The sequence below is a fragment of the Chondrinema litorale genome (genome assembly GCF_026250525.1).
GTDB classification, from domain to species: domain Bacteria; phylum Bacteroidota; class Bacteroidia; order Cytophagales; family Flammeovirgaceae; genus Chondrinema; species Chondrinema litorale.
Genome location: NZ_CP111044.1, coordinates 576,780 through 596,581 on the forward strand (window position 1 = coordinate 576,780; position 19,802 = coordinate 596,581).

The following is a 19,802-nucleotide window of genomic DNA, read 5'->3' on the forward strand; positions in this document are numbered from 1 at the left end:
TACTTTAAAAGATTTTAAAAATATTTTTAATAAATGTCCAAAAACCGGATAGCATAAATGTCTTTAGGTAAATCTTAAACTAAATACGATGAAAAAATTTTTATTACTCTTACACGAAGACGTAGAAAAGATGAGCAGTCTTTCACCTAAAGAAATGGAAAGTTTGTTAAATGCGCATATGGCTTGGGCTGGCAAATTAGCCGAGTCTGGACATTTAATTTCAGGAGATGGCTTAAACGAAAATGGAGTTTCAATAAGCGGTAAAGACTGCATTATTAAAGACGGCCCTTACCTAGAATCTAAAGAAATGATTGGCGGCTATTACCTTTTACAAGCTGCAGACCAAGAAACTGTTGTAGAACTTGCTAAAGAATGTCCTTGCCACCTATGGGGAGGAACTACCGAAATTAGACCAATTATGGAGATGGAAGATTATGAGTAATCATTCACATCAGATAATTGAATCTAGCTATCGTGCTTACTATGGCAAACTATTCTCCGCACTGTTAAATCAGTTCGGAGTTAGTTATGTCAATGAGATTGAAGATGCCATTCAAAACTCATTTTTAAAATCGCTCAAAAGCTGGAAGCCAAACCATTTGCCTGACAACAGGGAAAATTGGCTTTATATAGTTGCTAAAAATGATCTGGTAAACCAAATTAAGCGAAGCAGTAAGTCGAGTTCGGCAACAATAAATTTAGAAATACAAGACAATGCAAAAACTGATGATTTAAGACTGCAAACCATTTTGCTCTTTTCTTCTTCCAAGAAGATTTCTACGCAGACAAAAGTAATTTTTATACTGAAAAACATCTTTGGTTTAAATGTTCGAGAAATTGCCGAAAGCACTTTGCTCAACCAAGATGCCATTTACAAAAGTATTAAACGAGCAAAAAAGACCCTCCAAACTGAATTTGTAGATACTCAAATTGACTCGATTAATGCTGGCCACAATGAAATTATAATTGTAGAAGAAATTCTCTATGCAGTTTTTAATATCGGTTTCGACTCTTTTAATGAAAAAGTAAAATCGATGGTGAATGAAGATTTGTGCCTAGAGGCATTATCTCTCGCTAAGCTACTTTCAGAAAAATGCGCAACTGATTCCACAAAAAACTTAATGGCGCTGTTCTGCTTTCACATTGCCAGATTGCCTGCTAAAATTGATAATGGAAAACTCATTCCTTTTATCAAACAAGAAAAAACCAAGTGGAATAAAGAGTTATTCAATTTAGGATTTCACTTTTTACAAAAACCAGATCAGCTAGATAAATTCTATCTAGAAGCATTAATTATTAGTAAATACATGGGCACCAACACTTATGATGCTGCTCACTGGGAAGAAATAATAAAACTGTATGAATTACTGGTGAAATGCTACAACTCTCCCATTGTAAAGTTGAATCTCTGCTATGCGTTACACAAAGCTCATAAAACAAATGAAGCATTGTCACTTTTAGAAGACTTAAAACATGAACTTCCAGATAATCACATCTATCTGTCTTTGGTGAAAGCAGATATTTTAAAAGAAACAAATACAGAAGAAGCAGAAAAAATCTTGCTTTCTGTACTCAACAACATGAACCAAAGCATACGCAAAGAATACATCTTAGAAAATGGCTTTATAAAGCTGTAAGACCTTTCACTGTTCTCTTAGATTACTATCATAAAATTCATAATCTCCCCTACCCATTCGAATTAAAAGCATTCTCTTTAGTTCTCTAATTTATAAAAATTACATTTAGGACTTAAATAATTAGCCGATCTCTTTTTTATTCTGTTTATTAAAACTACATTTAGGACTTAAACATAAGATTATGTCGAAATATTCTATTGGCGAGTTCGAAGAAATTGTATTGCTTACAGTAGCTGTATTGTATGAAAATGCGTACGGAATCACGATTAAAAAGGAAATAGAAGACAGGTTAGATAGAAAAGTGAGTGTAGGTGCCATGCGTACTGCGCTTAAAAGATTAGAGAAAAAAGGTTTTTTGGAATCTGAGTTTGGCGAAGCTACAGCTATTCGTGGTGGTAAAAGAAAGAGATATTTCAAAGTGACAGTTTATGGAAAGAGAGCGCTGGATTATGTGATGTCGACCAGAAAACAACTTTGGGATGCAATTCCTCCAATGGCCTTTGAATTTAAATAATTATGCAAGATCAGCAACAGAAGATAAATCCGCCAAAACTGGCGCTCAAATTTCTCAGATGGTTTTGCTCTTCCGATTTAATTGAAGATGTAGAAGGTGATCTGCTCGAACTTTTTGACGAGCGCAGCAATACAAGCCATGCTTATGCTAAAAGAAGATTCATTCTTGATGTGATCCTGCTTTTTAGACCCGGAATCATAAAAAATATTTCATATTACTCAACTAGTGCCACCATGTTTCAAAACCATCTAATTACTGCATTACGCCATATTTTCAGGTATAAAGGCTACACCACCATTAACCTACTCGGCTTGGTGGTTGGTTTAGCTTCGAGCATTCTTATTTTAACCTGGGTTCGAGATGAACTAAAAATGGATACACTCCATGAAAAAGAGGTTTACAAAGTTTGGCGAAACATGTATCAGAGCAATGGTGAGATACAAACTACAGAAGCCATACCGCAGCCTTTGGTAGAAGTGCTTAACAATGAGTATCCGCAGATTGATAAGATGAGCACTCTAAGTGCACAAACAGAAATACTTTTCCGCAATGGAGAGGAAACTAGCTTCGAATCTGGTGTTTATGCCTCTGCCGATTTTTTCAATATTTTCAACTTTGATATAATAGCTGGCAATAGTAAAAACCCACTAGATGACATGTATTCGCTGGTACTTTCTAAAAGTATGGCAGAGCGTTACTTTGGTAATGTTAAAAGTGCTATAGGCAAAACCTTAATGGTGAATGAGCAAAAGCAGGAATTTGTGGTAACTGCTGTAGTTGAAGATAAGAATACAAACAGTGCTATTAAGTTCGATTGGATGATTCCAGTTGAAGAATATATCTCAAGAAACGACTGGATAGAAAGCTGGGACAACGGTGGTTTTTACATCTACTTTAGTTTGAAAGATGGCGCTGATATTAATGAAGTAAATGCGAGAATTGAGCAAGAAATAAATAAACACACGAATACCGAAGTTGATGAACGATTGATCACTCAATCTATAAAAGATACTTACCTCTACTCAGAGTTTAAAAATGGTGTGCCTGTAAGCGGGCGTATTAGATACATCAAAATACTTTCTGGTATTGCTATTTTCCTTCTTGTAATGGCTTGTATCAACTTTATGAATCTTGCCACTGCCAGATCTAGCAGAAGAGCCAAAGAAGTTGGCGTGAGAAAAGTTTTAGGAGCACAAAAAGAATTGATTAGCCAACAGTTTTTTGTTGAATCATTCTTACTCACTTTTATCTCTGTGGGCTTGGCTTTGGTGATTGTTAGTTTAGTCCTTCCCTATTTTAATCAACTCACCAACAAAGATCTAAGCCTTTCTCTTACTGATCCAGAAGTTTTACTTTCTCTTGCAGGAATCACTTTTATAGTTGGTTTTCTTTCTGGTAGTTACCCAGCGATTTTGCTACCCACTTTCGGAATTACAGATTCTTTAAAAGGAATGATAAGAGGTTCTAAGTTTAATCAAACACTTAGAAACACCTTGGTAGTTTTCCAATTTGCGATGGCAATTATGCTTATTATCGGCACCTTCGTAGTTATGTCTCAGATCGATTACATCCTCAATAAAAACTTAGGGCTCAAAAAAGACAACTTGCTCTACTTTAACATGTCTGAAGATTATACAGGTAAAGAAGATGCTTATAGAAATAAGTTAATGAAATTCCCGCAGATTAAAGATGTTACTTTCACTTCGGGCAACCCTGTTTCTTATGGCAGATCTACGAGTTCGGCAAGTTGGGAAGGAAAAAGTCCTGATGATATGTTAGAGATCAATGTGATGATTACAGATGCTCACTTTTTCAGTGCGATGGGTACAGAAATGAAAGAAGGAAGAGGCTTTGTAGAAGGCAGACAAACTGATAAAAGTACATTTGTGATTAATGAAGTTGCAGCTAAATTAATTGGTTATGAAAATCCATTAGACCAAAAGCTATCTGTTTGGGGAATGGACGGAACAATTATAGGTGTGGTAAAAGACTTCCATATGAATAGCCTGTACGAGCCTATTAAGCCTCTCATTATTGCCAATATTCCTGAATATACCAACACAGCTTTTATTAGAATTGAGGGTGATTTGCAAGAAGCACTTTACCAAATAGAAAAGACCAGCAAAGAGATAAGCCCTTCTTATCCTTTCAGATATAAATTTTTAGATCAAGAATATGCAGAGTCTTATAGAAACGAAATCATTGTAAGCACGATGATTCGCATATTTGCTTTTATTGCCATCTTCATTTCATGCTTGGGCTTGTTTGGGCTTTCTTCTTACTCTGCCGATCAGCGATCTAAAGAAATTGGAATTAGAAAAATTAATGGAGCCAATACTTGGGGCATTGTTTATCTTCTTTCAAAAAACTATTCAAAACTGATTATAATTGCTTTTGTATTAGCTAGTCCGATAGCTTATTACCTTTCGGAGCAATGGTTAGAAAACTTCACATTTCATGTTAGTCTCAATATTTTCATTTTTATAATAGCAGGAATGATCGCCTTTCTAATTGGTGCCCTTACTGTAAGCATCAAATCTTACCAAGCAGCTACAGTAAATCCAATTAAGACATTGAAAAGTGAGTGATTTGGGTGTCTAAGAAATGCAAAATTTATCAAATGGATATAGGCTAAAAATTGAAGTCTACATCCATTTTTTTGTAGCTATTGAATCAATTAAATAGAAAGACTAAGGTAAATTTTTAAGCATGAACTTTTTTACATTCTCTCCCATAATTGCTTTAACTTCCTCTTCTTTAAAACCCTGTTTAATAAGCTCTTCTACTAGCAAAGGCAACCCAGTTATGTCGAAAGGAACTGTTGCACTTCCATCATAATCTGAACCTAAAGCGATACAATCTACACTGGCAATAGACTTTATGTGTTTCATGGCATCTACAATACCTTCTGTTAGCGGTTTGGTAACAGCTCCATCAAAAAAGCCAACGCCAATTAATCCTCCATTGGCAGCTATCTTTTGAATATGCTCATCGGATAAGTTTCGAACATTGTCTAAAGAGCCTTTTACACCAGTATGAGAAACAAGTATTGGTCTACTTGTTACTTCTAGTACATCATCAATCAATGCGGGTGCTGCATGGGCAACATCAATTATCATCTCCAATTCATCCATGCGTTGTATTACTTCTTTACCAAAATCTGTAAGTCCTTCTTTAGAAATTCCATGAGCAGAACCACCAAGTTCTGTATCAAAAAAATGTGTCGGAGCCAACATACGGACACCTTCACTATAAAGCTTTTCCAAGTTTTCCATTTTACCTTCTAGACAATGCGCCCCTTCTATTCCTAAAAAACCACCCATTACTCGCTTGTTCTCTTTCTTCAAAGTAATGAGTCTTTCTAAATCTGCTTTGCTTTTTACCACAATAAACTCATCTTCATAATCAAATGCAAACTCGTGTAGCTTTCTACTTTGATAAACTGCTCTAGCTGAAAGACTAAACCAATTAGAAATTGGTCTTGCCTGTAAGAAATTTAGCATCGTGATATTATCAAAAGCATCTGCCGAGTTTTTTGAAAAATTCTGTCCTTTTGGTGATTTGGTTACAATCGTAAATGCTTCTAAAGCCATATTAGCCTCTTGCATCCTCGGAAAATCTATATGCCCAAAAGAATTTTTAACAGTAAGGTCTCGACTCCAAAGCAATGCATCGCAATGTAAGTCTGCAATAAAATCGAGTGAGTTATATAATGCAAGAGCCTTGTCTGAAACCTTATATGGAGGTAGGGTCTTAGTTTCATTTAAATTTTTATCGAACTCGTTTGGAGCAATAATTACGGTAACAATGTAGGCTAAGATAAGCACCACAAATACGATAGCAAGCCACTTAAATTTTTTCATTAAATCTCTAATTCCAATTAAAAAACAGGTGAAAATATTTCTGTGTTGGTCGTATTCTGAAACTTGACGGATTAAACTTATACAAAAAAATTAAGGCTACACAATTATTGTAAATTCTTACAAAAGTGATAGCCTATTCAGGTTTTCAGACAGTAATTAAAGGGCTTTTTATAAACCTTTTCTTCTTGTGAAGAACTGATTATCTAATTCGATAAAAAATTTAATTGAAAATTATGTAACCTGTGAGTTACCTTTTATATTTATATAACTTTTAAGTTACATATTATGCAAAAAGAAATTAATCATCAATTTACATTTGGCCAGCCACCTGAAATAGTATGGGAATATTTAACCGATTCGGAATTATTAGCCCAATGGTTAATGCCAAATGACTTTAAACTGGTTGTTGGACACAAGTTTCAATTTGGAGCAAAACCTAAGTTAAAGATTGGCTTTGATGGAAGAATATACTGCGAAGTTTTAGAAATAATCCCTCACAAAAAGCTTGTTTACTCTTGGAAAGGTGGTTTATCTAAAGAAAATCCATCGCTTGATTCAATAGTTACTTGGACTCTCACACCAATAGATACTGGTACAGTTTTGAGATTGAAACACTCCGGTTTTAAAGGTCTTAAAAATTACTTGCCTTATTTCATTATGAACAAAGGTTGGGTTAAAATAGGAAAGCGATTATTCGAAAAATTAAACCTCAAAGAAAATGACACAACAAACATTTGATGCATTTCAAGTAATTGCTGACCCTAGTAGAAGGCAAATTCTACAACTACTATCAAAAGATAGTTTAACCATAAACTCTTTGGCCGAGAATTTTGAAATGAGCCGACCAGCAGTATCTAAACACATTAAAATTCTTAATAATGCGGGGTTCATTTCTATTGAAAATATTGGTAGAGAAAGATACTGTACATTGAAGCAAGATGGATTTAACGAGTTACAAGAATGGATCAATTATTTTGATAGTTTTTGGCTATCGAAACTCAAAAAATTAGAATCACTTCTCAACCAAAAAGCTAGTGAATAATGAAACGAACTATCAATTTAAAAACAGTTTTACCTTATAGCCAAGAACAAGTTTGGATGGCTTTAACAAATCCACAATGGCTTGGCAAATGGTTTATGGAAAACAACATCGCACCACAGATAGGCCACTCTTTTACCTTCAAAATGAAGCCGCAAAAAGGTTGGGATGGTCTCACTGCGAAATAATTGATCTTAAACCCAATGAATATATTGCATATACCTATTGTGGAGAAGCAACAGGTGAAAAAACTTTAGCTTGCGCAGGAATCTATTCTGATACAAAAGATAATTTATATAAAGGTATATTTACACAACTAGATACTGTACTGAGTTTTACTTTAGAACCAACTTGTGCTGGAACCATTTTACGGTTGAAACATGCTGGTTACAAAGGTCTAAAATTGGTGATTGTAAGCTTTGTAATGCAAATGGGATGGAAAAAACAATTACAAAAGAAGCTCCCAAACGCATTGGCGGAAATGACAAAAAGATGAGTTATAACAAACTCATCTCGGCTTGTAAAAAATCACCAATTGTATCATTACTCCGATTACAATAAGCACAATTATTTCTATTCTAGAAATGGTATTGCTGTTTTTAATCGCTCGGGTAGAATAGACGATTTGTCTCTCACTTTCCTTTACTTGTATCTCTGAAAGCGCATCCAAATCGAACATAATGATACTGTATTGCAAATTTATGTTTTCGAATAATGTCGAATCTTTAGAAAGTTCACTTTGCTCATTTAAAGATTTTTCCAATACTCGCAGTTCAATCAAATGATGTTGAAGCGTATTAAAAATCTCTGCCTCATCATCGGTAAGTTTGGTTACGGTATACTTATTAATCAATGTTTGAATTGAATCATTCGTAACTTGATTGATTCTTTTAATTTTAGCTAAATCTTCTTGAAATAAAGTAGTTTTCTTCAACTGAATTTGTCGAGCAATCTTATAGAGATAATCTTTTACAACAATCCTATCTGCATAGACTGTTGCCAGCGATTCTTTTACAATTTTAAAGTGATTGTTATCTACCATATTGGTAGCTAGTATCAGGAAGAATACAAAACCTAATGCCAGAGCAGTTTTAAATTTTTGTTTGATAATCATATTTTGTTAGTAGTAAGTCTTAATAATTTTGCATCTTCCTGATAGGTATTAAAAAATAGCTGCTATTTAATTTCGCTATTAGCCGTCCAAGGCTTACTATTTTTAGCTGCTGGTCCAAGTAATCTTGGCTTTTCTAGGTTCACTGTAACTACTTGCTCTTCCTTTGCAGTATTATCTTTCCAAGGCTTATAATTCTTGGCTGCTGGCCCCATTAGTTTGGGTTTAGATGTAGTTGTTACAGCTATAGAAGATGAAGTATTATCACTCTTCCAATGTTTATAGTTCTTGGCAGCAGGTCCTTTTAACCATTTTCTTTCTTTAGTTACCAGTGCCTTAGAACCATCGTCTGCATTTACACTATTAATTACCTGATCTTTAATACTGTTGTTACTTTGCCCATAACTCACCATTCCGATTAAGAAGAAGGCAAATATCATTATTACGTTTTTCATAAGTAGATGTATCTTTTATATGTTGTTATCTACTATGATTTACGAAGCCAATATAAGTCAGATACTCTAAGAAAAATGGTAAATTAATGTAGGGGAATTTAAGCAGAATTACCATCCGTATTAATACGGATGGGTATTGTTATATAAGGTTTAACTCGGAGGCTTTTCTAATAAGTTCAGCAGAGTTTTTCACAGTTAATTTCTTCATCATGTTAGCTCTGTGTGTTTCTACTGTTCGGGTGCTAATGTAAAGTTGGTCTGCAATTTCTTTGGTGGTCAATCCATCTGAAATCAGCTTCAATATTTCTGATTCTTTTGCAGATAGTTTTTTCAATTGAGAGCCTTCTAAAGCCATAATGTGAATCATGCGTTCAGACACCTCTTTATTAAAATATTTTATTTCTCGATTAACAGAATAGATCGCTTTTATTAGTTCGTCTTCATCTGTGTTTTTTAGTAAATAGCCATAAGCTCCACTTCGCACACATTTCATTATATAATTGCCATCGTCGTGCATCGAAATGGCAATGGTTTTTATATCAGGATATTTTTTAAGCTTCTTCAATACTTCAAAGCCATCCATCTCCGGCATGGTAAGATCGAGCAGCAATACATCTGGTAAATTTTCTTTGTTTAGTACTTCAAAAAATTCTACACCATTGCTTACGCTTATAATTACTTCAAAATCTTCTTTGCCAGTTAACAAAGAGCTAATTCCATCTCTAAAGAGCTGATGATCATCTACTATTGCTATTTTTATCATAGTTTATTGGTATTTCAACTTCTACTTCAATTCCTGTATTTTCAGATGTAATATTCAAATATCCATCAAAAATTTCTACTCTTTCTTTTATATTTCTTAAACCTAAACCAGATTTAATTTCATTTGTATTAAATCCGCTTCCATTATCAGTATAATATAATGAAAACTTCTCATCAAACTCTGTAAGCGATACAACAATTTTACTAGCATTTGCATGCTTTAGTGTATTGTTAATCAACTCTTGGCAAATTCTGAAAAGACAAATATCGATTTCAGCATTAGATTGTATTTTATCTTCTTTTAAATCATAGTTATAAATAATTTCTACTCCGCTAGATTTTTTCATTAACTCCACAAAGTTTAATAATGCTTTGCCAACACCAAAATCTTCTAGCGAAGGAGGCATTAAATCGTAGGTCATTTTTCTAATCTCATCAATTGTTTTATTTACAATAGTATTGATTTTTTCTTTCTCTTGCTTTGGCAATTCATAAGATTGTACAATCATTTTTAAACTAGTTAAAAGTGGTCCTAAGCCATCGTGCAGTTCTCTTGCAAGCCTTTTTCTCTCCTTTTCTTGCCCACTTATAATAGATTGTTTTGCATTTAATCTATTTTGCTTGCTAATGCTTTCGTACTCAATTAATTTCTCTTGCATTACGATTAAAGATTTACCCAACTTATCATCTTCACTAGATAATTGATAACTCGCATTTAAATTCATTTGCCCAATTTCACTCGAAAAATTAATAGCTTCTTTCATGGAATTTTTCAATCTGTTTAAAGCAATAAACATCTCATTAATTTCTATTGCAGGGTAAGACTTCTTTACCTTTAAATTATAATTGCCCTTCGACATATGATTAAGAAAATCTCTCATTTTTAGCAATGGAGAAGATAAAACCGAAGAAATAAACAATGAAAGTGTAACTGCCAGAAGAATAACCAATATGGAAATAATGATTAATTTATTCTTCATTCGATGCAAGGGAATATTAGCTTCTGCTACATCAATCTCCGAAAGGATAGCCCAATTTATATTTGAGATAGAAATTTTACCAAAAGAACTAAACACAGAAACAGTTCTGTAATCTTCAAAAATGCCAGTACTATCTTTTGTAGAAAATGCTTGCTGTACACCAATAGTATTTGCTTTAATTTGGGAGGGCAAACTATCAGGAAAAAATCTTGAAACAGACCTCAATTGAAAGTCTTTACCAACCAAATAGGTTTCGCCACTCTCACCCATTCCTGTTCTTTCCAACAAAATTTTTTGAATTCTACTAGCATCAATAATTTTATAATTGATTTTGCCATTATCTAATTTTTTCACAAAAGCTAATAGAATTTTTTCTCCTCTTCCACAGGCAGAAACATCAAATACACCAGACTCAACTGTTGTTGCTAAAATTGTATTTTTAAAACATACTGAGTCTACATCCGATAGCATTATATTGTAATTACTATCTATAGGACTTTGTGTAATTTCATTTGTAAAAAGCTGCCACTCATTATTTATATATTCTTCAATTTGTACTCGCTTTAAGTTTTTAATAGAAGAAAGTTGCAGCAAAACTCTTTCGTTTAGTGCATTTTGAAATTCCTTATAGAAAAAAACTAAAAGTATTGATACGGTTAATGCAATTAGTAAATTAATAAAAACAACTATCCAAAACTTTATACTCTTCATGTTATGGGTTATATCTATAGCAAACTACTGGCACAAGTTACTATAATTATTTTGATATCATGAAATGACAAAGTAATGGATAGTTGAAAGAAATTTAATAGCTGGTTTAGTTGATTGTTTTCAGGATATTTTAGGACTAGTCAGTTTAAAACACGAACTATAAAGAATTCACTTTCACATTTACACTAAAACATTTTGGTTATTATGCTCTCTTGTTTCAGATTTATTTTTGCTTTGTTTTTTAATTGCTGTTTCTAGCAATGCTTTTATCTCTTTGTTGCCAAATTTTATAGCATCGTCTAGAGGCGTATTGCTCCAGCGATCTTTTGGGCTTAGGTAAACTTGCTTGCTTATCAAATATTCTACTACATCTGTTTGACCTTCGCAAGCAGCCAAATGTAGTGGTGTGCGACCGTCGTAGTCAGCAGTATTTAAGCTCACACCTTCTGCTTCTAATCGGAAAATCTCATCTAAATCGCCATGACTAGCAGCATAAATCACTTCCATCACTTTAGAAACTTTCAATTCATTTTCCTTTCTCCTCGGGTTAATCTTAGCCGTATTGCCAATAAGTGTATCGTATTGATGGAAGCTGAAATGCTCAACTAACCTCTCACAGAATTCCACACCTCTTACTGTATTGCCTAACTCATCTAATCTTGGCGACCAAATGCTTATGCCCATCAAATTAGGGATTACCAACATTAAAGCACCAGAAACACCACTTTTTGCAGGCAAACCAATTTTAAAAGCAAACTCACCAGAGAAGTCGTACATGCCACAGCTCAACATCAACGATAAGCAATTTTGAACAGTGGACGATTGAAAAATAACATCGCCAGTTAGCGGATTTGTACCTGCGTTTGCCAGCGTTGCAGCCGCCACAGATAAATCGTAAGTACAAGATTCTATGGAACAGCATTGGAAATAAAATTCCAGTGTTTCAGTCAGATTCGTTTTTGATGGAAAAGCATTTTTCTCTCGCATGAAATACGCCAAGGCAAAATTTCTATCAGCAGTTTGGCGCTCAGAGAGGTATACAGAATTATTAAAACTCACCTCTTTTCCACCACAGAGTGCTTTCCATATTTTATTTACTTTGTCGAATCGATCTGCAATGTTGTTTTCTCTATCGATTAAAGAACAGCTCATCATTGCACCTGCATTTATCATCGGATTATGCGGAAGCCCTTTTGCATTGAGTGCCAATTCGTTAAAAGATTGTCCGCTAGGTTCTCTTCCTACATGGCTGTGCACCTTTTTCTCACCGAGTTCTTCTAGCGCCAAACAGTAGTTGATAGGCTTGCAAGAAGACTGCAAACAAAAATGTGTGCTCGCATCTCCTAAAGAAAACCGCTGTCCATCGATAGTGCAAATAGATACTGCAAACTGATCTGGATTTACTCGAGCTAATTGCGGAATATAATCTGCCACATTCCCACCTTCATTCTTTTTCGATTCGTAAAATATCTTTTCCACTTCTTTAATAAAGGACTCGAAATCTGGAATTACCAGATTTTTAGAAAGTGACTTTTTGATTAAGGCATTTTGCTTAAGAATCGCATTAAACTCTGTTTGAGTAATGGAATTCTTTTTTCTAGTTTGAGATTGTAATGTAAAATTATTGAGCAATTCCTTCATTCTTGGATCATCAGACAGAATTCCTGTGCGCGCCAATTGCTCAAAAAACTTTTCAGATTCTATGCTATTTTTTCTGGCATAATCCAGCATTCTAAATAGTGAATCTGCCGCGTTGTTGTCTAATTGTGTGGTAGTAATCATTGCGAAAGAATTAGGTGAATAATGGGAAAATAGAACCATTCTGCATGGATGTAATCAATCTTCTTAATGCAACAATGTCTGTTGTAAATCTCAAATTAGCACCTGGTCGATATCCATCGAACCAGATGTTTTTGCATCTGTTAATATTCATATTTGACTAGTTAGTTGTTTGTAAATTGGTTAAAAAATTAATTTGACTTGTATTGATTGTTAAGGTTAATGAAACAGAAAAAGCAATGCTTATTTCATGATGTTGTTTTGAGACATTTTATTTTAAACACTCTTCTTTGAGCTTTCTTCGGAGAATTTTACCAACATTAGTTTTTGGTAATTCATCTCTAAATTCTATATGCTTTGGTACTTTGTAAGGGGCTAAATTTTGTTTGCAGTGCGCTATTAATTCTTCTTTTGATAATGATTGATCTTTTTTTACCACATAAATTTTAACTACTTCACCAGACTTTTCGCTAGGTACACCAATGGCTCCCACTTCTGTCACTTTTTGATGTGAAGAAACCACTTCTTCAATCTCACTTGGGTACACATTATAGCCAGAAACTAAAATCATTTCCTTTTTGCGATCTACTAGCTTAATAAATCCATGTTTATCCATCACACCGATATCACCAGTTTTAAACCAACCATCTTTGGTAAAAGCATTTTCGGTTTCTTCTGGTCGATTCCAATAACCTTCCATAATCTGTGGCCCTTTTGCATAAATCTCACCAGGCTCTCCAAATGGCACTTCTTGCCCTTCATTATTTGCAATTATAATTGTGGTACTTGGCAAAGGTACTCCAATAGTACCTAATCTTTCTTCGCCAGCTACCATGCTATTAAAAGTAAGAACAGGTGAAGTTTCCGTCATTCCATAACCTTCTACAATAGGCACACCTGTTTTCTTTTTCCAACGTTCGGCTACAGATTGTTGAACCGCCATACCACCAGTAGCTGTAATTTTTAGACTAGAGAATCCTACACTATCAAAATCAGGATGATTTAGCAAAGCTTTAAACAAGGTGTTTACCCCTGAAAAAATGGTGAATTTATAGCGTTTTAACTCTTTAATAAAACTATTAAAATCTCTAGGGTTTGGTATCAAGACACACCTGCCGCCAACTTTCATCATGGTAAGGATGTTCGTTGTTAAGGCCAAGATGTGAGACAAAGGTAAAACCGAGATAATAATCTCTTCGCCTTTACTTAGACTATCTCCAACCCAAACATCAAACTGTTCTACATTTGCCACTATATTTTTATGAGATAGCTTCGCCCCTTTTGATACACCAGTTGTTCCACCTGTATATTGAATAAAAGCAATATCGTCTGGCCTTATATTTACTGGTCTCAAAGTTCTTTGATAGCCCTTTTCTATAACAGAATCGAATGAAACTGCTTTAGGTATATGATATTTAGGCACCAGTTTTTTAATATATTTTACGGTTCCATTTACCAGATGCTTTTTTAAACCTCCAAGCATATCACCCATTTCTGTAATAATGATGTGCTCTATAATAGTTTCAGGAAGAATTTGCTCAAGGTTATGCGCAAAATTTGCCAATATAATAATAGCTTCTACACCTGAGTCTTCAAACTGATGTTTCATTTCTCGGGCTGTGTATAAAGGATTGGTATTCACTACAACCATTCCGGCACGTAAAATCCCAAATAAGGCAATTGGATACTGTATAATATTAGGTAGTTGAATAGCCACACGACTACCTTTTTTTAAACCCAAATAATTTTGCAAATAGGCTGCAAAATTTCTAGAAAGCATATCTAATTCATCATAAGTAATGGATGCTCCCATACAGTCGTATGCTGGCAAAGGACCATATCTTAAAACACTTTGTTCAAATTGATCGATGATCGTTGTATATTGATAAGAATTGATTTCTTGTGGTACACCAACTGGATAGTTTCTGCACCAGAAATTTGTTTTAATTTCCATTAGATAATTAGGTTAAAGGCAGTAGTATTGAAAGACGATACTGCTTTATTGATAAGATGTTATTTGGAGGTAGTTATTGCTCTCGCAATTTGAGATAGGTATGTATGGCTTGTATTTAAGAAGAGCATTTATCTTCTATTCGGTTCTTAAATACGCTAGAGTTATGTAATCTACAATAGGTTATATTTTCTTTTTTACTCAACATATTCTATAGAATACACTCGAAAATTATCTTTTCGGATATCGTTTTTTTCTACTTTAGGTTCAATGTCTTTATTTTGTTTTGCAATGTTTTGGTACGATACTAAAACACTGAATAAAATTGTTAGTGACATAAACTTTTTCATAATATTTTCTTGCCGATTTGTTTAAAAATTGATTCCCTTTTGGATATCAGTTTATTATTTGTTTGCTGTTTTTTATTGATACAAAAGTAGATGATATTTAAGGGCTATGGCTAGCACAAATCCGGTGAAAATGATAATATTCCCGACAATTTCAGGTAAAAATCCGTCCGACTATAACAAATCCGACATTTTCTACTGTTTTTTATTTTTATGATAAAAAAAAGAGGAAACCTTATTTCCTCTTTTAATCCAATTATAGCTTTGAATTTCTTTGCCTCTTTAGTTGTACAACAATTAAAAAGCATATACACCTCTATCAATCTCAGCAAGGATTTTATCTGTTAACAATACATAGTTTTTTGTAGACGGCAACATCACAAAAACTTGATCTGTACAATTAAAACTTTCTTGCTGTAAAGGAAATTTTTTGATCTTATGAGTCGCTGTAGTTTCTATTTCTTTGCAAATTCTAACAAAAATAGGCACAGCATAAGATGGCAATCCAGATACCAATTCATTTGCTAGGTTTTCCATTTTAAAATTGCTCTCTGTAGTAGTTATCGCAAGCATTCCTGCTCTACCATCTGTATTCGGAATATTTACACCATACACTGCACAGGCTTCCACCTCTTCTATGTTATTTACAATTTTCTCAACTTCATCAGTAGCCACATTTTCACCTTTCCAGCGAAAAGAATCTCCGACACGATCAACAAATTGAGCATGCCTATAACCTAAATCCCTTAACAAATCTCCTGCATTAAACCATTGGTCTCCTTCCTCAAAAACATTTGAAAACATTTTCTCTTCATTTCTAGCTTTATTCACATAGCCATCGAACGGAACTTTATCATTAATCTGAACTATGAGCAAACCGACTTCACCTTTCTTTACCTTTTCAAAATAGCCAATATCATTTTTAATAGGAGTCTGGCTCTCCACATCATATTTTACAAGTGCATATTTATTCGGACTCCATCCCACACAGCAATCAATATTTAAAGTATTGGTAAAACTGATGTTGCTCTCAGCAGACCCATATAACTCAAAAATCTTCGGAATCTTAAACCTGTTTTTAAAGCCCATCCAAATGTCTGGGCGCAATCCGTTTCCTATTATCTTCTCAATGTTATGCTGTTTTTCCAATTTAGACAGTGGCGCATTATACAAATACCGACAAACCTCACCAATGTAAATAAAAGCTGTTACTTTAAATTTCTGAACATCATTCCAAAAGTTAGAAGTAGAGAATTTTCTGCGCATTGCAATGGCCGCTCCACCTGCTGCTGCACTTGGCCAAGCTACAATTAATGCATTAGTATGGTAAAATGGAATGGGCACATACATCACATCATTTTTATTCAGATTCATATTTACCTTACCAAACCAATAGTAGGTTGTTAGCCATCGCTTATGTCTCTGAATAGATGCTCGTGGCAAACCAGTAGTTCCAGAGGTAAATACATTCGCATAGTGCTGGCCAGCTTCTATCTTTTGTGTAGTAAATGGATTTTCTTTAGAAACAGATTCTATTAAAGCGTTTAAATTTTTATAGCCTTTTGGGCAAATTGCTTCCACTTTGTCCTTTACCCAATAAAACTTAGAGTCTGCCTGTAAATCCAATTCTGGTTTTATTTCTTCAAAAGCAGTCACCAACTCCTCTCCAATTACAAAGGTAGCTCCTTGATGTACTTGAATGCTATGCTTTAATGGATTTAACCGCTGATTTGGGTTGATGAGAGATGCAATTCCACCAATTTTTGCCATAGCAGCAATCATAAAAACGATTTCCATTCTATTCTCCATAAACACCACCACCACATCATCTTTCTTAATTCCTATAGAAATAAAATAGTTAGCATATTGGTTTATCTTCTCATTAAAAGTATGATGGGTGAATTTGTGATCTTCATAAAGGAATGCCAAATTATCTTTATATCTCTCAGCATTCAATTCCAGTACTGAGCCTAAAGAAACATGATCATTCGGTTTGATGGAAAGTGCTGCTTTTAAGTTCTTTACAATAGATGGAATTCTTGGCATTAGATTTCCAACTCTTGGAATAACATCAAAAAAGCCAAGTGTTTTTGTGTTGTTAGTTTGCATATTTATAGTTCAGTAAATTTATATTTTGCTTTAAATGAATAGAAAATTCATTGTTATTTTATGCTTTAAAATACTGAATTTTACTATCAGATCTATCAAAGATTTTCAGTAAAATACATGATCCTTATTCTTGTATTTATTATACAAATTGAATAAGGATCAAAAAGCTATTGATGAAAATTTAAAAATTAGATTACTTAAAAGTTTATCAGTTCTTTTTCGCGAGTTCTCTCCTGCTTTTTTGTAGGTTTATCAAGTGTATTTCTCTTATGTTCCAAATCAGTAACGATGCTCTCAAACACATAATTCTCTTTGCTAAAATCCACATCAATTTTAAACAATGGATAAATTGACAGGTAAAATGTTCCTATAAAAATTGAGATGACACCAAGAATTAAAAAATAAGCCATTAAAAATAAATTATAAAGTGAATAAACATTATCAATAAAAAATTGAAAATATAGATCGAATAAGCATACTTTGGAGTGTAAGGTGATGCCCGATGCCGAGCATGAATGAGTCTGTTTTCTATACAGACTTTTGTAGTATTATAATGTTTGTAATCGACTATGCACAGAATTAATCTATTGCATTTTGATATTTAATGCGACAAAAATAGTGGAATTCTTGCTCGGTTAGTTAAGAAAATTCCGGCGATTTGTATGAAATTCCCGACGGAGGGAAGATCAAAAAACCGCCAAACTATAACAAATCCGACAAGGTATGTATCAGATTGCTTGCTGTAAAAGCGCTGATGGCGTTAAGCCAAACTCTTTTTTGAAACACTTAGAAAAATAAGATGGATTAGAAAAACCAGTCTTAAAAGCGATATCTGCAATGTTTTCTTGTTGACCAATAATCAACTCTTTTGCTTTGTGTAAGCGAACAGAAGAAATTAGTTGATTCGGAGACTTATTAGTAATAGCTTTCAGCTTTCTTTGAAGTTGTCGCTCACTAATTGCTATTTCTTTGCAAAGCTTATCCACACCGAAAAACTCATTACTTATATTATCATTTATACAATGCAATACTTCTTCGAGAAACGAATCACTTTGAGGCAGATGATATTGATAACTTTCTAACTCTAGGTCAACTCTGGAATTATCTGAAACAGTAAACAACAAAAGCGAATCACCAGAAACTGTTTCGTAAACAGATTTATATTGAGTAAAACTTAAACCTGCACCAGAAAGCAAATGCCTAACAGATTGTGTAATTAATATTTGATTCGGTTTAGCTTGTTGTAAGATAGACTCTACAAAATCTTCTGTTTCGTCACTTATAAAATGAGCTTCATCTACTGCTCCTTCTTTTATATGAATACCTATAGCCAGTTGAGCTTGCATACTTTTGATCATATCAATCAAATCTATACTGCAATGAACAGCTTTACTTGGGCCTTCAAACGTGGCAATAAAAGTATCTTTTCTAAACTGAATAATTTTGCCTCGGTATTGCCTTACAAATTGGCTAATTAATTCCTTGGTTTTATTTTCTGCATTTTCTGAAGTAACTAACCTGGCTGCAACAATGGTAAAAAGTTGCTCTTGGTAATTTTTAGCAGGTTTTACATCTAATATAAAAGATTTCATTTGGTCCAATACTTCTTTCGTATTGCCAGCCCAAAATAAATGATCGTCGCCTTCGAACTCCACAAACTTAGCTCCTTTAATACGATCTGCTATAAATCTACCTTCTTCAATTTTTACATCAATGTCATTAGTGCGCTGCATTATTAAAGTGGGCACTTTAATAGAACCCAAAATACCTATTATATCGACCTGTGTATTCATTTTGGTGAGTACCAACGCTGCACTTGGACTAGCACCAGAACGGAAATAATTTGCGAGCCAGTCCATAAATGTTTTATCATGAGCTTTGGAAGGTGCCAAAGTTTCGAGATTCATTTCTCCACTACCCCAACTATTTTCGATCATGTCGTAAACTACTTGGCGTTCTTCGTCTGTTGGAGCCCAAGGATATTCAGGAGAGTATCTTCTTTTAGCAAATATGCCGAAGGTAATCATAGATATTACTCGGTTCGGATAGGTTGCTGCAAACAATGCAGATACACAACCTCCTTCAGAGTGACCAAATAAAATGGCTTTCTCAGAACCTACAGCATCCATCACAGCACGTATGTCGTCCATTCGCTCTTCTAAAGTAGATAGCTCCACCACTCGGTCTGATAGACCTGTTCCCCTCTTATCAAAAAGAATTACTCTAGAAATTTTTCCTAACTCTTGTAGAAAATTAACTAGTTCAGGACATGACCACATCCAATCGATATTAGAAATCCATCCCGGAATGTAAACCAAATCTACTGATCCTGACCCGAAAACCTGATATGCGATATTGATGCTACCACTTTTTGTATATTGAGTAGCTGGTTTCATATAATTAATTAGCTTAATGTAACATAAACATACTTTGCATAATAACTCTATGTCTATACATATATGCTGATAGTTACTTTGTGTTGCACATCCAAATCTAAGGTATTTTTTATGCTTTTGAAACTATTATAACTGATCTGAATGGTCT

General features: G+C 34.0%; 17 protein-coding genes and 1 pseudogene. 7 read left to right on the top strand and 11 right to left on the bottom strand.

Going from position 1 to position 19,802, the window contains the following annotated elements:
* Nucleotides 1-88 precede the first annotated feature (88 nt).
* The 4 genes from OQ292_RS22675 (at nucleotide 89) to OQ292_RS22690 (ending at nucleotide 4,739) form a co-directional block, all read left to right on the top strand.
* On the top strand, nucleotides 89-442 hold the full coding sequence (locus OQ292_RS22675) for a YciI family protein (protein ID WP_284686233.1): 354 nt from the start codon (nucleotides 89-91) through the stop codon (nucleotides 440-442).
* Entirely contained in the window at nucleotides 435-1,637 is a 1,203-nt protein-coding gene (locus tag OQ292_RS22680) for a DUF6596 domain-containing protein (RefSeq protein WP_284686234.1), read from the top strand. The genes OQ292_RS22675 and OQ292_RS22680 overlap by 8 nt, the downstream gene beginning before the upstream one ends.
* A 181-nt stretch (nucleotides 1,638-1,818) precedes the next feature.
* On the top strand, nucleotides 1,819-2,151 hold the full coding sequence (locus OQ292_RS22685; RefSeq protein ID WP_284686235.1) for a PadR family transcriptional regulator: 333 nt from the start codon (nucleotides 1,819-1,821) through the stop codon (nucleotides 2,149-2,151).
* A 2-nt stretch (nucleotides 2,152-2,153) separates the two neighbouring features.
* Nucleotides 2,154-4,739: an ABC transporter permease gene (locus OQ292_RS22690; RefSeq protein ID WP_284686236.1), complete on the top strand. Its 2,586-nt coding sequence runs from the start codon at nucleotides 2,154-2,156 to the stop codon at nucleotides 4,737-4,739.
* 102 nt (nucleotides 4,740-4,841) lie between these two features.
* Here the strand turns inward: OQ292_RS22690 and OQ292_RS22695 are convergent, their stop codons facing one another.
* A complete protein-coding gene (locus OQ292_RS22695; protein ID WP_284686237.1) occupies nucleotides 4,842-6,014 on the bottom strand; it encodes a dipeptidase in 1,173 nt (390 codons plus the stop codon).
* Nucleotides 6,015-6,299: 285 nt separating this feature from the next.
* Here OQ292_RS22695 and OQ292_RS22700 point away from each other — a divergent pair, with 285 nt between their 5' ends.
* The 3 genes and pseudogenes from OQ292_RS22700 (at nucleotide 6,300) to OQ292_RS22715 (ending at nucleotide 7,549) form a co-directional block, all read left to right on the top strand.
* The gene (locus tag OQ292_RS22700; RefSeq protein ID WP_284686238.1) at nucleotides 6,300-6,752 is read left to right on the top strand and encodes an SRPBCC family protein; all 453 of its coding nucleotides are present in this window, start codon (nucleotides 6,300-6,302) and stop codon (nucleotides 6,750-6,752) included.
* Nucleotides 6,733-7,056 carry an ArsR/SmtB family transcription factor gene (locus OQ292_RS22705; protein ID WP_284686239.1) on the top strand — a complete coding sequence of 108 codons (324 nt, stop codon included), beginning with the start codon at nucleotides 6,733-6,735 and terminating at the stop codon, nucleotides 7,054-7,056. Before OQ292_RS22700 ends, OQ292_RS22705 begins: the two co-directional genes overlap by 20 nt.
* Nucleotides 7,057-7,151: 95 nt before the next feature.
* A pseudogene (locus OQ292_RS22715) lies at nucleotides 7,152-7,549 on the top strand (SRPBCC family protein).
* Between the two features lie 12 nt (nucleotides 7,550-7,561).
* Here the strand turns inward: OQ292_RS22715 and OQ292_RS22720 are convergent.
* The 10 genes from OQ292_RS22720 to OQ292_RS22765 form a co-directional block, all read right to left on the bottom strand.
* Nucleotides 7,562-8,167, bottom strand: a complete 606-nt coding sequence (locus OQ292_RS22720) for an MCP four helix bundle domain-containing protein (RefSeq protein ID WP_284686241.1) — start codon at nucleotides 8,165-8,167, stop codon at nucleotides 7,562-7,564.
* A 62-nt stretch (nucleotides 8,168-8,229) separates the two neighbouring features.
* The gene (locus OQ292_RS22725; protein WP_284686242.1) at nucleotides 8,230-8,619 is read right to left on the bottom strand and encodes a hypothetical protein; all 390 of its coding nucleotides are present in this window, start codon (nucleotides 8,617-8,619) and stop codon (nucleotides 8,230-8,232) included.
* Nucleotides 8,620-8,758: 139 nt separating this feature from the next.
* Nucleotides 8,759-9,382, bottom strand: a complete 624-nt coding sequence (locus OQ292_RS22730) for a response regulator (RefSeq protein WP_284686243.1) — start codon at nucleotides 9,380-9,382, stop codon at nucleotides 8,759-8,761.
* Complete coding sequence (locus OQ292_RS22735; protein WP_284686244.1) at nucleotides 9,357-11,072, bottom strand: ATP-binding protein; 1,716 nt, start codon at nucleotides 11,070-11,072, stop codon at nucleotides 9,357-9,359. Before OQ292_RS22735 ends, OQ292_RS22730 begins: the two co-directional genes overlap by 26 nt.
* A gap of 180 nt (nucleotides 11,073-11,252) precedes the next feature.
* Nucleotides 11,253-12,854, bottom strand: coding sequence for a glutaminase A (glsA, locus tag OQ292_RS22740; RefSeq protein ID WP_284686245.1), 1,602 nt, complete (start codon nucleotides 12,852-12,854; stop codon nucleotides 11,253-11,255).
* A 10-nt stretch (nucleotides 12,855-12,864) separates the two neighbouring features.
* Nucleotides 12,865-13,005: a hypothetical protein gene (locus OQ292_RS22745; RefSeq protein ID WP_284686246.1), complete on the bottom strand. Its 141-nt coding sequence runs from the start codon at nucleotides 13,003-13,005 to the stop codon at nucleotides 12,865-12,867.
* A 117-nt stretch (nucleotides 13,006-13,122) separates the two neighbouring features.
* Nucleotides 13,123-14,805 (bottom strand): AMP-binding protein, encoded by a 1,683-nt coding sequence (locus OQ292_RS22750; RefSeq protein ID WP_284686247.1) that lies wholly within the window; start codon nucleotides 14,803-14,805, stop codon nucleotides 13,123-13,125.
* 641 nt (nucleotides 14,806-15,446) lie between these two features.
* A complete protein-coding gene (locus OQ292_RS22755; protein WP_284686248.1) occupies nucleotides 15,447-17,258 on the bottom strand; it encodes a long-chain-acyl-CoA synthetase in 1,812 nt (603 codons plus the stop codon).
* Between the two features lie 197 nt (nucleotides 17,259-17,455).
* Nucleotides 17,456-17,668: a hypothetical protein gene (locus tag OQ292_RS22760; RefSeq protein WP_284686249.1), complete on the bottom strand. Its 213-nt coding sequence runs from the start codon at nucleotides 17,666-17,668 to the stop codon at nucleotides 17,456-17,458.
* Nucleotides 17,669-17,986: 318 nt separating this feature from the next.
* Nucleotides 17,987-19,654 (bottom strand): alpha/beta fold hydrolase, encoded by a 1,668-nt coding sequence (locus tag OQ292_RS22765; RefSeq protein WP_284686250.1) that lies wholly within the window; start codon nucleotides 19,652-19,654, stop codon nucleotides 17,987-17,989.
* Between the last annotated feature and the right edge of the window lie 148 nt (nucleotides 19,655-19,802).